The sequence below is a fragment of the Psychrobacter namhaensis genome (assembly GCF_016107545.1).
Classification (GTDB): domain Bacteria; phylum Pseudomonadota; class Gammaproteobacteria; order Pseudomonadales; family Moraxellaceae; genus Psychrobacter; species Psychrobacter namhaensis.
On record NZ_JABASS010000001.1, the window covers coordinates 285,870 to 298,215 of the forward strand.

The 12,346-nt window shown below is 44.9% G+C and carries 23 protein-coding genes; 4 read left to right on the forward strand and 19 right to left on the reverse strand.

The genetic code is table 11. The features are described 5' to 3' along the window. Positions 1-2: 2 nt before the first annotated feature. From JFC06_RS01080 to JFC06_RS01135, 12 genes are all read right to left on the reverse strand, one after another. Positions 3-470: an HK97-gp10 family putative phage morphogenesis protein gene (locus tag JFC06_RS01080; protein ID WP_198333638.1), complete on the reverse strand. Its 468-nt coding sequence runs from the start codon at positions 468-470 to the stop codon at positions 3-5. A gap of 2 nt (positions 471-472) precedes the next feature. Continuing rightward, entirely contained in the window at positions 473-823 is a 351-nt protein-coding gene (locus JFC06_RS01085; RefSeq protein WP_198333639.1) for a phage head closure protein, read from the reverse strand. A gap of 1 nt (position 824) precedes the next feature. Then, entirely contained in the window at positions 825-1,208 is a 384-nt protein-coding gene (locus JFC06_RS01090) for a head-tail connector protein (protein ID WP_198333640.1), read from the reverse strand. A 6-nt stretch (positions 1,209-1,214) separates the two neighbouring features. Continuing rightward, the gene (locus JFC06_RS01095) at positions 1,215-1,406 is read right to left on the reverse strand and encodes a hypothetical protein (protein ID WP_198333641.1); all 192 of its coding nucleotides are present in this window, start codon (positions 1,404-1,406) and stop codon (positions 1,215-1,217) included. A gap of 94 nt (positions 1,407-1,500) precedes the next feature. Next, a complete protein-coding gene (locus JFC06_RS01100; RefSeq protein ID WP_198333642.1) occupies positions 1,501-2,694 on the reverse strand; it encodes a phage major capsid protein in 1,194 nt (397 codons plus the stop codon). Positions 2,695-2,702: 8 nt separating this feature from the next. After that, entirely contained in the window at positions 2,703-3,374 is a 672-nt protein-coding gene (locus tag JFC06_RS01105; protein ID WP_198333643.1) for an HK97 family phage prohead protease, read from the reverse strand. Beyond that, a complete protein-coding gene (locus JFC06_RS01110; protein ID WP_198333644.1) occupies positions 3,361-4,599 on the reverse strand; it encodes a phage portal protein in 1,239 nt (412 codons plus the stop codon). The genes JFC06_RS01105 and JFC06_RS01110 overlap by 14 nt, the downstream gene beginning before the upstream one ends. Continuing rightward, positions 4,596-6,302, reverse strand: coding sequence for a terminase large subunit (locus JFC06_RS01115; protein ID WP_198333645.1), 1,707 nt, complete (start codon positions 6,300-6,302; stop codon positions 4,596-4,598). The genes JFC06_RS01110 and JFC06_RS01115 overlap by 4 nt, the downstream gene beginning before the upstream one ends. A 321-nt stretch (positions 6,303-6,623) precedes the next feature. Next, positions 6,624-7,076, reverse strand: a complete 453-nt coding sequence (locus JFC06_RS01120; protein WP_198333646.1) for a phage terminase small subunit P27 family — start codon at positions 7,074-7,076, stop codon at positions 6,624-6,626. A gap of 114 nt (positions 7,077-7,190) precedes the next feature. Beyond that, positions 7,191-7,535 (reverse strand): HNH endonuclease, encoded by a 345-nt coding sequence (locus JFC06_RS01125; protein ID WP_198333647.1) that lies wholly within the window; start codon positions 7,533-7,535, stop codon positions 7,191-7,193. A gap of 45 nt (positions 7,536-7,580) precedes the next feature. Continuing rightward, the gene (locus JFC06_RS01130; RefSeq protein ID WP_198333648.1) at positions 7,581-7,736 is read right to left on the reverse strand and encodes a hypothetical protein; all 156 of its coding nucleotides are present in this window, start codon (positions 7,734-7,736) and stop codon (positions 7,581-7,583) included. Then, the gene (locus JFC06_RS01135; RefSeq protein ID WP_198333649.1) at positions 7,736-7,909 is read right to left on the reverse strand and encodes a hypothetical protein; all 174 of its coding nucleotides are present in this window, start codon (positions 7,907-7,909) and stop codon (positions 7,736-7,738) included. Before JFC06_RS01135 ends, JFC06_RS01130 begins: the two co-directional genes overlap by 1 nt. Positions 7,910-8,245: 336 nt before the next feature. Here JFC06_RS01135 and JFC06_RS01140 point away from each other — a divergent pair, with 336 nt between their 5' ends. Genes JFC06_RS01140 through JFC06_RS01155 form a run of 4 tightly spaced genes read left to right on the forward strand, consistent with a single transcriptional unit; the run spans position 8,246 to position 9,601 of the window. After that, the gene (locus tag JFC06_RS01140) at positions 8,246-8,698 is read left to right on the forward strand and encodes a hypothetical protein (protein ID WP_198333650.1); all 453 of its coding nucleotides are present in this window, start codon (positions 8,246-8,248) and stop codon (positions 8,696-8,698) included. Between the two features lie 25 nt (positions 8,699-8,723). Then, positions 8,724-9,149, forward strand: a complete 426-nt coding sequence (locus tag JFC06_RS01145; RefSeq protein ID WP_198333651.1) for a hypothetical protein — start codon at positions 8,724-8,726, stop codon at positions 9,147-9,149. Then, the gene (locus tag JFC06_RS01150; protein ID WP_198333652.1) at positions 9,136-9,345 is read left to right on the forward strand and encodes a hypothetical protein; all 210 of its coding nucleotides are present in this window, start codon (positions 9,136-9,138) and stop codon (positions 9,343-9,345) included. The genes JFC06_RS01145 and JFC06_RS01150 overlap by 14 nt, the downstream gene beginning before the upstream one ends. Beyond that, positions 9,332-9,601 carry a hypothetical protein gene (locus JFC06_RS01155; RefSeq protein ID WP_198333653.1) on the forward strand — a complete coding sequence of 90 codons (270 nt, stop codon included), beginning with the start codon at positions 9,332-9,334 and terminating at the stop codon, positions 9,599-9,601. Before JFC06_RS01150 ends, JFC06_RS01155 begins: the two co-directional genes overlap by 14 nt. A gap of 92 nt (positions 9,602-9,693) precedes the next feature. Here JFC06_RS01155 and JFC06_RS01160 read toward each other — a convergent pair whose 3' ends face one another. From JFC06_RS01160 to JFC06_RS01190, 7 genes are all read right to left on the reverse strand, one after another. Further along, positions 9,694-10,095 carry an antiterminator Q family protein gene (locus tag JFC06_RS01160; protein ID WP_198333654.1) on the reverse strand — a complete coding sequence of 134 codons (402 nt, stop codon included), beginning with the start codon at positions 10,093-10,095 and terminating at the stop codon, positions 9,694-9,696. Beyond that, positions 10,095-10,379 carry a nuclease domain-containing protein gene (locus JFC06_RS01165; protein WP_198333655.1) on the reverse strand — a complete coding sequence of 95 codons (285 nt, stop codon included), beginning with the start codon at positions 10,377-10,379 and terminating at the stop codon, positions 10,095-10,097. Before JFC06_RS01165 ends, JFC06_RS01160 begins: the two co-directional genes overlap by 1 nt. An 84-nt stretch (positions 10,380-10,463) precedes the next feature. Further along, positions 10,464-10,877: a hypothetical protein gene (locus tag JFC06_RS01170; protein WP_198333656.1), complete on the reverse strand. Its 414-nt coding sequence runs from the start codon at positions 10,875-10,877 to the stop codon at positions 10,464-10,466. Positions 10,878-10,936: 59 nt separating this feature from the next. Further along, complete coding sequence (locus JFC06_RS01175; RefSeq protein WP_227670226.1) at positions 10,937-11,422, reverse strand: DUF3310 domain-containing protein; 486 nt, start codon at positions 11,420-11,422, stop codon at positions 10,937-10,939. A 3-nt stretch (positions 11,423-11,425) separates the two neighbouring features. Beyond that, positions 11,426-11,620 carry a hypothetical protein gene (locus JFC06_RS01180; protein ID WP_198333657.1) on the reverse strand — a complete coding sequence of 65 codons (195 nt, stop codon included), beginning with the start codon at positions 11,618-11,620 and terminating at the stop codon, positions 11,426-11,428. A gap of 176 nt (positions 11,621-11,796) precedes the next feature. Beyond that, entirely contained in the window at positions 11,797-12,147 is a 351-nt protein-coding gene (locus JFC06_RS01185) for a RusA family crossover junction endodeoxyribonuclease (protein ID WP_198333658.1), read from the reverse strand. After that, positions 12,144-12,344: a hypothetical protein gene (locus JFC06_RS01190; RefSeq protein WP_198333659.1), complete on the reverse strand. Its 201-nt coding sequence runs from the start codon at positions 12,342-12,344 to the stop codon at positions 12,144-12,146. Before JFC06_RS01190 ends, JFC06_RS01185 begins: the two co-directional genes overlap by 4 nt. Positions 12,345-12,346 lie beyond the last annotated feature (2 nt).

The window sequence follows — 12,346 nt, forward strand, 5'->3', positions numbered from 1 at the left end:
AGCTACTCCGTATATTTATCGATATTCTTAGCCAGTTTTTCACTAAATTTAGCAATCATCACGTTTATGTTGTTGTCAAAAGCGGGTCGTAGAAATGGGGTCGCTGCCATTTTTGATGTACCATTTTCGATAAAGTGCCAGTATCTCGGATATAATTTCTGTCGTCTGCCTTTGCCGATATAAACACCTACCGCAGCACCTTGCGCCAGCTCCCCCGTCATTTCACGTTTAGGCACTCGCTTTTTACGGATAGAGTCAGCGAGCAATCCAGGCTGCACCGTAACACCGCCCATCTTATGTGGCTCACTGGCGACTAGCGCGCCTTGTTTGGCTTCTTTAACTACTGGCGTTAATGCTACATTTAACGCACTGTATAAAGCCTTACCTGCTAACTCATTTGTTAAGCCTTCGAGTTTTTCCTCTAATTCTCGTAAGCCTTGAACGCCTATCGATCCTGAATCGCGTGCCATAATCAACCTCTGTGGTTCTCAACACCTGAACGTAAGTTAAAAGTGGTATAAGTCATACCATCCTCGTTATCATCAAGCCCTTGGCTATCAATGGCATAGGTTCGACCTTTCCAAATGACGCGCATACCTGTGTCAATCTCAGTGTTATAGCGCACCATCATGCGAGCTGTGACCTCTGATTGCTCGCCTTGTGCGCTTATCAAGTCTTTAGATGATAGCGGCGTGACCTTTGCCCATAGCTTTGAGTGCTCAATCCACTGTGACGGTAATTCAAAGCCGTCATCATCGCGCCCACCTGCATTGTACTTTTCGATAGTTACGCGGTGTCTTAGTTGTCCTGCTCGTACTGGCATATCAAACCCCCATAGCCCTATAAGGCTGCAATCTGTGAGTGGCTGCTATAGGTAGCTCAGCGACACTAGCCCCCACTACAACGTCCTCACGGTGCGCGTATAACGTGCCTAAAATAAGCAATATCGCTATCTCAATCGCGGGATTGACAGCAATGGCGCGTGACTGCATGACAAAGCCATAACTGTCATGCTCGTCGGCTGTCTCAAGGTCAATCATCGCTTGTGACCTTGCTGCTCTTGCCTCTGTTGCATCTGAATAAATACGCTTGCCAATGTACTGCTCAGCAATTTCTACGGCTGCATCAAGTTTTAGCTGAACGTCGGCTAAGTCGTCATCGTCAGCCCTTAGATGGTGCATTGCGGTTTCAATATCGACTATAGCCATGATTGTTTACTCAGCTTTGTTAGCGGTTTTTTTAGCCATTTTGTTTTGTGCTTTAGGCGCGGCTTTTTCTTCTTTGGTTTCAGCGATTAAGCCCATTTTAATGAGCTGATCCGCGTCTGATTTGTTCTTAACTTCGCGCTCATCACCTGCCATATACTGCTTGTCACCAAAATGCTGACGTAATACTTGATATTTCATGGTTTTAACTCCGTTTTATCAGGACAAAATTAGCTTTAAAAACTGACTTTGTGCTGATAAAAGCGCCCATTTAGGACGCTGATACCATTAATTTCTAGACTGCTGTTTTAGCTGCTAATGCACCATAAACAAACGCTTCTGGTCTAAATACCGCTAATGCTAGACGTTCTTCTGCTAGCATAGTGATTAAGTTCTTAACGAAGTCGTCTTGGTTCTCAGTAGCGATAGCAACTGCTGCTTGCTGACGGTCATACAATGTCGCGCCCATGTTAAATGCACCAGTCAAGAAGTTACCTGCTTGAATAGCTTGCGTTTCAACAACTGGCAAGCCCCACATTGTAGGATTAGCCGTACTTTGTGGCTGACCAATGATGTAACGACCTTCGTTGTCTTTTGTTAGCTCAATTCGCGCCCAGTCAATCGGGTTCAACACATGGCCTGTTGCTGGATATTCAGCCAATACCGCTTGCAACTGCGCCAAACGCAACTGGTCAATGATTGTGTAGCTAGCCATGCTTGCAGGGTCAGCAAACGCGCTTGCCTGTGGAATAATACCGTGTAAATTACCGCCAGTATTATCACCATTTAGCAACTGCTGTTCTTCAACCAGCTTCAAGCCATAAATCAAGCGGCCACGAATGTAGCTTTCAAGCTGTGGCGCATCATCTAACACCTGACGACTAGCTTTCATCCAATGAGCAATAGTTTTTACGTTGACCGTTGCTTCGTCAAACTGAATGTCTGATTGAGCCTTCAAGTCACCTTCGTTTGCTTGTGAGGCTGCTGCGTTAGTAAAACCAGTCTCACGAATGTAAGTGATGGCATTGCTGCTAGTATTGCCGCTACCTAGCAAGTCACGGATTGTCAGTTTTCGATCAGGCGTTGCTACGATGCCGTTGATATTTTGCGGCAGAATTAACGAACCTGCGCTACCTGCTGCATCTGTGGTTGCACTTGTGATGGTTGCTTTGGTGTGCATCTTGGCAGATTTACCTGCGCTCGGATTGCTAACAAAGTCTTTGTAGCTATCGCTATCCATTAACTGCTGAGTTAATGATTTTTGCTGAACCTGCTCATCAGAACCACGACGCGCTAGCTTTTGCTCAATATCAGTAAGGCTGGTTTTAAAGCCATTCATGTTGGTTAGTGCTTCATCGACTTGGCTTTTCAGGTCAGACAAACCTTGCTCACCTTTACCCATGCGACCTTTTAATTCTTCGCCCAAACCTTTTACCTGCTCAACACTCTTAGCAAATTCGGTGGCGATCTCTTTTACATTGTCAGTCATAATATTACTCACTCATTAATTGATTTTAAGATGCTCAGCACTTCACTGTAGTCATCGTTTTTATCTGCCTTTGTTTCAGGATCGCCCTGCAACAATTTACGCAAGCCATGTCCGGCAATAGCAGTGGCTTGACTCTTAGAGAATCCGGCATCACGCAGGAATTTCTCAAATTCGGGTAGTGTCGGCATATCGCCTTTTAACAAAATAGATTTAACGCTATCAATGCGGCTATCGTCATTGGCTGGGAATGTGACCACGCTGATTTCTTTTAAATCAACGGCCAGTAGCTCAAGCACTTCCTCATCTTCGTTGAATGACCACTTGTTTAGGCTATAACCGATAGATAGGCCGTCAATAGCGCCATGTTTTAGCAGCGCGTGAGCTTCACGAGCTTTTGCCACATCATCTACAAGCAATCGACCTTCACCGTATAAGCCATAGTCATCTTCATATAGTTTCGTCCATACGCCGATAACATCGCCTCGGTCATGTTGCCATAAGATAGGCGGCATTTTTCCTTTGGTTTCCCATGCTTTAATGCTGTCAGTAAACGCGCCTTTCATAACAACATCACCGTAGCTGTCAGTATTGCCAAACACGCTGCAATAGCCGCCAAACGTACCGTCATCTTTGACCTCTGTTGGTTCAAAGTTGACCGCTTTAGTTTTAAATTTGCTCATCTGTTTTCCCTAATTGGTCAATAGGCGTTAAGTTTAGCTGCACCGTTAATTGATCCGCGCCTTGATACCTCGGTAAATCCTCTAGTTCGCGTACCTCATTGCGAGTCATAACGCCATTTTGCAGCAATGTATTGTAGAAGTTGGCACGACCTGCGCTATCTGCTCGCAGCAAGCCTTCTACTGAGAATTTAGGCGTGTACCGCTTGCGTTCCTCTATGGTCAGCAGCTTGCGTGATACCATTTGTTCAATGCGTACTAGCGTTGGTCGCAAGCCATAGGTTAAGTACCCTAAATTCATTTGCTCAAGGCTTGAAGCCCACGACGACGACTTATCTAAGTGATAGATTAGCTGTGGCGGTGTTTTGAACGTCCGGCAAATTTCCTCTACGCCAAAAAAGCGGCTTTCTAATAGCTGCGCGTCTTGCGGATTCATGCGGATACTTGCTGCGCTTGCTGGCTCCATACCTGCCTCAAGCACCATCCACTTACCCGCGTTCTCAGCCTTGCCAAACATCGCTAGGTTAGTGCGTAGTGCTTTGCGCTGCTCATCGTTCAAAATCCTATCGCCAGTCTTTAAAAAACCACCTGCTTTAAGATTGTTTCTAAATTCCTGATTGGCTGCATTGTTTGCATCGATCTGAGCACCCATGACCTGAGCTTGATACTTGATAGGTGATAAGCCAACCAAGCCATCAAGTGAAAAACCCTTTAGGTGCAAAATATCTGCTTCGTTAAAAACAATCTCTTTGAACGTGCCTTTTTTATACGTGTAATCTATAGCTCCGTTTTTACTACGGCTGACCGTCATTTCTTCGGGGTCTAAAAACTCAAGCGCGATAACTTCATTTTGCGAGTTTCTAACAATCTCCGCATAACCGTTACCGTCCAGCTCTTGAGATGCGACCATCGCTTCCCAAAATTCACTGGCTGTCATGTCAGCGTTTGGCTGCTCATGCAAAATACGATACAGCGGATGATCTACCGCCATTGTTTTATCTTTGTCTCTTAGATGAAACGGCAATGAAGCAATCGTTTCGCTACGCAAGCGCACACACGCCCAAACTGTAGCGAGCTTTAGCGCTGATTGCGTATTAACAGCATTGCCTGACGCGGTACTGTCACCAGTAAACGGCTCAGCACTCTCACCTTTATCTAAGCGGCTATTGCCGCCTGTCAGCGCGTTTTTAAAGCGCGTCCACCAGTTAGTGTCATTTAAGTTACTCATGCGATAATAGTATCCATTAAAAAGTCGTTTATATTCCCGCCATTTTGGTCATGTACCATTGCACGAGCTAAGGCCATAATGAGCGCAACCACGCCATCAATTTTGTTTTCTGATCGTTCTTTATTTGGGTAAATGTTTTCTTTAACGTCCATTTTTGCCGTGACGTTTGACATCATCCACGTAAGAATAGGGCAGTCACCATGCGCTACACGTTGCTGTAGCACCAATGCCTCTAGTTGCTTCATCGGCTCTGATATGTTCTGTACGGTGTGTCTAATCTCCACCATACGAGCGCCCTTCTTCTCCATGTTCTGTGCGAGTTGCGTCGCTTGCCACGGGTCATAAGCCACCTCTTGAACATCAAAACGACCTAAAAACTCTGATAGGTCATCTTCGATTACTTCAAAGTCCACGACTTCGCCCATTGTCAGCGTTAATCGCCCCTCAACATCAAACGTCTGGTATCGCTCTGTATTAACGTCCACCTGATCTTCCAATACCCTTGCATCAGGCAGGTAGTATCGTGCGTGTACGTGGTAATTAGGGTCGCCTGCGTGTGGTGGAAACAACAAGATAGCTGCGACCATATCGATTTTAGTTGCCAAATCTAGCCCGATGTAACACGGTCTGCCTTCAAGCTCTGTCAGTGGCAATCGACTAGGTGCGTTCTGCCACCGTGTCATGTTCATCCACGCTTCTTTAGCACCTACCCATTCGTTAAGGTGTTTGGTTCTAAAGGTGTTTTGTTTACGTGCTGACTGCATAGCGTCGCGCTGTCTTGATGCTAAGAACTCACCGCCTACTGATATATCGTAGTTAGGATTTGCCTTGCGTAGCGCAACCTCGCTTGTCCAGTCATCGTCTTTGTCTTTGGTGTAGAGCATCGCCCATAAATCGGGCATATCAAGCGAGCCTTCTAGTACTTTCTCAGCGTCACGTACAAGCAGGTAGCATGGGCCGCCGATGTTACTGCCTGCTGTGGTGATGACGAGTAACACGGGCTGCTCACGGCTCCCCATGCCCGTTTCCATCGTGTCGTATAACGTGCTGTCTTTGTGCTCATGGTATTCGTCAATAATGGCGCATGATGGTGAACTACCATCGCCAGGCTTGCCAATGACAGGCTCAAAGCGGCTGCCATCGTGTGCAACGTACATATTCGACGCGTTGACCTCTACGCCGTAATATTCTTTTAGATCCGGCGTGCGCTCTACCATCAGCTTTGCAGGTCTAAACACTTCCCATGCTTGTTTCTCTGTAGTAGCGCCTGAATAGACCTCTGCACCGTACTCGTTATCAGCAACTAACATATAATTGCCGATACCGCCGCCGATGATGGACTTGCCGTTTTTACGCGGCACGAATACCACAATCTTTTGATATCGTCTTAAACCGTCACGCTTTTTTACCCAGCCAAACGGTATGCAAATGCTGAATAACTGCCACGGCTCTAGGTCGATGGTTTCACGCTTTTGCGCCCATTTGCCTTTTGTATGCGGTAGTAACTGTAAAAACTTAGCGATGCGCTCGGCTTTGGCGGCATCAAACTTGTAGGGATAATCTTTGTCTTTGCTTTTCTCTTTGTCGTCTAAGTGACGTTGACACGCTAAGATAATCCACTTGCAAGCTATTATTTTTCCGCTAACAATGTCACGCGCATACTTCTCAGCTTTAGCGACGTTGGTATTTTTAGCGGCTGCCATTTTGTTTATTCCCTGCCCGGTGGTGGTGGACGCCTAGGTGGATTGATAGGCTTTGGCTCTGAGTTTTTAGGCGTATAACCACCAACATAAACCGTGTCAATATCTCGTTCAGGCGCGTACTTACTTCGTTTGTTGGTCTGTGATTTTTGGCATTCGCACTCACCGCAAATTAATCGCTTTAGCCACTTAATCATAATCATCGCCCATTAAAAAACCGCCATTATCGGCGGTCTTGTTTTTGTTTTTTGCGCTTGGTGTAGATGGTCAGTGCAATATCAGCTAACAGTACAACAGCTCTAAGTATTCGTGATTTCTTCATGGCTATATATCCGAAAATGGGTTACTAGGCGTATTGTCTTTTGCTGCACCTGACAAGCGTTGTCTGCTTGATGGGTCTAAGCCGAGCAATGCGCCAAACTTCATCATCTGAGTAGTTGCCTCATTGACTACGGTAACGGCTGGATTTTTAATAGTCGTGTTTTCATTGGTGATCGTAACGCCATTTACTTTGATGTCATCCTCTGCTTGACGCCAACGATTGTAGGCCATACAAAACACTTCTACGTTGTGAATATCAGCAACCGTTAAAACTTTATTTCTAAGCAATTCAGGCATAACCGTTTCCCACATGATGATAGCTTTATCACTTAACCATGTAGGCGGCTCAATATCTGTAATCAAAGTAAACTCAGGCTCGTTCTCGTTGAGCTTGCGACCACCTGGATTGCCTGACAATCTCTTTAATGCAGTGGGTTTGGGTTTGCGTCCCTTCATATCTTTTTGTCCATTTTATGCTTCGGGCTAAACTTCCAATTTCGCTTGTGTTTAAAAACGTCTAGGGGGGCGGTCATTTAGGCTTTTGCTCTGAACAATTTACCCACCCCTCCCTTATTCATTCGCCGTCTTAGCTCTGTGACATCGCTTACAAAGCGACTGTAAGTTATCCAACCCATCTGTACCACCATCTGCTTTACGCTTAATGTGGTCAACGTCAGACGCTTGTACGTGCCTATTGTTAGCTGCACACATGACACACAAGTAACCATCACGAATAAGAACCTGCTCTCGCAACTTACGCCACTTGTGACCATATCCTCTTTGCGTGGTACTTCCTGACCTGTCCACTCTATGCGTCCAGTTGCTACGTTGGTCACTGTGCTTATCGCAGTAGCCTTGCATTGCTCTACTGGTGACAAGGTTAGGGCATCTATGCGCTCTGCATGGTGTTGCCATCGCTTATCACCTCATATAAAAAATGCCTGCACGTAGGGCAAACTGTTACAAATCTAAGTAACCATCAGCTATCTGCTGATCTATCGTCTCTTTTATTAATTCCCAAGCATTAGGGTCAATAGCAACTGACTCACCGTCTCTAGTGTCCTTAATGAATATCGTTTGCTTGGTCACATCAATACTTACTGTTGAGTAGTCCATCACTTGTTACCTTTGATGAAGTTCATCTCACCTAGCACAGCCTTTGAACCTTTACGCCCACACTGTGCACGCTTAACCATGAAGTCATGCCAATAATCAGCGGCTGTCTTTCTACCGCTACTGTGGCACTGTTTCCATCTGCTTAATATCTCATCGTTTGATAAGTCGCACATGAGCAATCCCTTGCCAAATTTCGGACAATAAAAAAGCCCTATCGAATTAACGATAGGGCTTGGTATAGGTCGGGCCGCATGATGGACAAGATGTGTAAACACAACGCCAAATACCAACCCTATTTAACACCGCTTTACACAAAAGTCTTAGCGTGACATAAATATAGCCTATTTTTTTGATTGGGTCAATAAATAAAAGCATTTAGCTCTAAATAATTTATTTTGCATTTATTTTTAATTATTTTACATTTAGGGGTAGACAGTGCCGCCAAATGGCACTATAATAGACTCATACCAACCAATACTACACACCCAAACGGGTGAGAGGATACCAAGATGAACAAGTCAAACCTATTTAAACTAGCCCACACACTAACTAAAGCAACCATCAAAGCTGGTGACAACTATCAAGTAACATTTGGCGCAGCAGTAAAGCACATCAACTCTATCCACAACATCACTGGTACTGACAAGCAGTTAGCATGGGCTAACACGATCATTACTAACATCATTACTACTATCAAAGCTGCTAACGACAACATTGGCGCTCATTTTGCAAACAATCGCACTGATGTACGCGCTCTGCCAGCTCTTAACGCAACACTAAACAAGGGTATTGCTCACTTTATCAACAAATATGCGAGCATGAGCTTTAACGAGCTAATCGCTTTAGCTGCAAACAAAACTTACAAAGATATGCGTCAAGAGCTAGATGCTAAGATCGTTAAAGCTGTACTACAAAACGTTAAAAAAATGGAAGCAAAAAAAGGCGTTAAATTTATCAAGTAATCAACATAAAATTAAGGATAAGACTATGTTAAATATTAATGAGTTAAAAGCAAAAGCGGCAAGCAACGATGTGTCTATCGTAGATGTGGCAGATGGCTTGTATCAAATCTATAGCGGCGATTACGCTATCGGCGTACCTCAAGACTTAGAGCACCTGCAAAACGCTGATAAGTATGGTGTGTTTGAGGAGTTTGAGGAGGGCGCAGCCGAGGTGTTTACCCCTGATATTGAGTTTTTATGCACCAATGGCGCCAACAGCAGTTTTAAAGTGATGGCGGTTAATGCTGACGTGGCGTTAATGTTAGCAGCCAAGCGGTTTGATAGTGAGTCTGATTATGTGCTACCGATTAACGTAGAGAGTGAGGGCGGATTAACTGGCGCAACGCTCAACGATCCTACCACTATATCGTACACAGATGAGGAGTTAGGGTTAAACGATGACTATATTTAAAGATCACGGTTACAGCCCTGACAACTTTGCAGCGCTAGTCGCTGCATCGGGTTGTAAATCAAACTTACAGTTTATGACTGACAATGATATGACCAAAACCACGTTTTACAGATACATGCGCGGCGACACGTCTATTGACTGGCAGACATGGCAGCTACTTGTTAAAAAATACGAGGTCAATAATGGCAAGGCATAAATCTATCTCACAGCGATTAAAGTATCGGTTGGAGCCAAGCGTCAAGCAAGACATTGTTAATGACTGGTCAAAAGGTCAGCAAGACAAGTTTTTTGATGCGTACAAACAGCTTGAGGACGCAATAGGACGCAATGACGTACATGAGACACATATTGCACTAGATGCGCTAAAAGACATCGGTATCAAGTCGTTTGATGCGATCCCCAATATCGCAAAAGCTCTGATTGACACGCCACCCGATGGTAACTATGATTAACGAGTCGCACTTAGTGCGTGGATTGAAACCGAACTAGAGTTTTTTAAATTATAGAGAGCACGGTTAACGCCGTGCTTTTTTGTGCGATCAAATCAAGATAAGTACCGCTCAATCATACGCTCAGCCTCTCTTATCATCATAGTCACATGCTGATACTTTACGTGTTTTTTGTCTTTATGATCCCAGCTTAGATGCGCTAATCTTGGGTACTCTTTGTCTGTTAGATAATACCGCGCAATCTCTTTTGGTGTGTAAGTCTCGTAGTACCTCAGCTTTACAATGTCTGCTAGCACGTTTGACTCACCGCGTAGCGTCTTGATAGCAGCATCAACAAGCATCGCCTCATCATCGCTGATATAGTAAGCCGTGGGCGCTTTACACGACTCTGCAACATTGCCTCGCATCATGAGCAAGCAGGGACTAATAAAACCTAATCCGTGATTGCACGATCTACTCCAAGCGCCCCAAGACTGTAATTTGTCTTTAATATCCATCAGTCCCTCACTCCAATCAGTCCGCTGTCTACCCAAATTTGCAATGTCTCAAAATGCGCTCTTAAAACATCCTTATAAACCGTATCGCTCTTTACTCGCCCGTCTATCGTGTCGTGACAGCTTGAGCAAGCAAAGCAGCCCATGTAATCAGGTGGCTTGATGCCTACACCACAAAACCTGTTAATCCGTATATGAGCGAGTACCACCGTTTCAAGATTGTAGTTGCAGCCTGTGAGCCGTAACGTACATTGCTGACCTCTTGCTGATTTGCGTAGCTTACTCATAAAAAACCCCTGCCTTGATCACACGTTAGATTGCCGAAAATAAAGGGCTGTAGAAAAATAAACCTTGAAATATCCGTTCCTTGATCATTCATAATAAACCCCGTCTATTGGCGGCTGTGTTAGGCGTAAACCGCGCTTGATAACAAAATGGTGGTACATAGCATCGAGATATTGCTGCATCTGCGATTTATCCATTAGCCTGGTCACTGGCAGATCAATCGGTCTTGTCATCAGTGCAACTTTTGTCTCATACGGTAGCGGCTCAACGTCTGCCATATAAACCGCCTCATATTCCGCATCTGCTGCACACAGTATCGGCACACCAAACCATAACTTGCATAACGCTCTGTACTGCTCGTAGGTGTGCTCTTTATTCTGCTCCGCTACCTCAGTTAGCCACTTGTGCTGCAAGCTGTTCTGCGGGGTGCTACGCTTCACCTTTTCGCCATCTTCTTCGGTTGCTGTGTAGGGTAATGACCGTTGAGCTAGATAAGACATATGTTTTAACCTCTCATCGTCATTACGCACTAGTCGGCTGACCTTGGTTGATTTAGTCATTAGTCCACATCCATGTTTTCTAGTCGCTGTATCTCGCACTCAATAGCTCGCTTAGCATCAGCCCACATATCCTCAAATATGTACTCCATTGCATCGCTAATATTCCCACCTCGAAACTCTGCTATTTTTATAATCTTATCGAGCAATCTAATATCGGTTATTTCTTCCATCTGCCATGCTTGCTCTGCATACCAAGCTGCCTTCTTTAAATCCTCAATCGTTGAGCCTTTCTTACCTGCCCGATAGAGATACTTAAAACAATTTCCTCCGCAAAACTGCATTTTTGAAGTCACTTCAATACATTCAATTCCGCTTGCGTCTTTGTAATGCGGCGGATGATTTACCATGTCCGCAGTTATTTTCTTTTCGAGATCGGATCTTTTAGAGCCTCCAACATAACGCTCATTACTACCCCACTTAAATCCGTTTATATCGCACGATGGAAAACCAATTTCTTCATGGTGTTTCTTCTCAATCTCACTCACAACCTACCCCTTACGATAATTGTTAATAAAACTGCTCACACTGTCCGTGCTAAGCTCATTATTTTCATCGACCGACTCAATAACCGCCTGACCTTGCGTGTTAATCCAAATCGATATGACCTCGCAATCCGTGTTGTCTTTCTTGTGTGTCGATTGGTCGCCTACTGCGATTGGTCTTTTTAGTTTGAGATTAGTCATCGCCCTTACTCCTAATAGCTCGCTCAATCAGCTTGTTTTCTCTCTCACTAGACTTGCACCTTTTGCTATCTCAAACGGCTCTACGACCCACTCACGACCGTTTAAAACCACTCTACCTGCTATATGGTTGCTGCTTCTTGTCGTCAGCATCGTTATTTTTGGGTTTAATACGCTATTCATGTTTTATCCTCAATTTCGTACAGCTCAACGTCCACTCGACCACCCTTGATGACTTCGCCGCGTTTGACTGTGATTTCATCAAACTGTTCGTCATCTAAAAATACGTGCCCTTGCATTGAGTCTAAAAGCGCCTTCAAAACGTTATCTAAGTCCCTGCGCCGCCTATCTGGTACATTGACCACAAAAACCCCTTTCAATCGCCCTGTGAGCTGTTTGCGTCCATTTAACCGCATCTTAACCATGTGCTTGTAGCTCTTACCCTCACTGCTAACCCTGACGCTGCCATTTCGGTTTCTTTGCCAGTAGCTATTCACCGATGGCGGATAGTCCAATTCAAACTTAATCACCGCTTACCCTCCCTAAAATCCAAATCCCCAAATTCATGCTTAAACGCTGATCCGTCGCTATTCCACTTGGCGTAGTCGTCAAAATACGGATCACCATCAATCACCCTCACCCTGCCTGACCAGCCGCGATAAACATTGCTTTTTGGGTGGTAGGCGGTTTGTAGTCCGAAAACTGCAAGTCCCTTGGTTGTTTTCATGC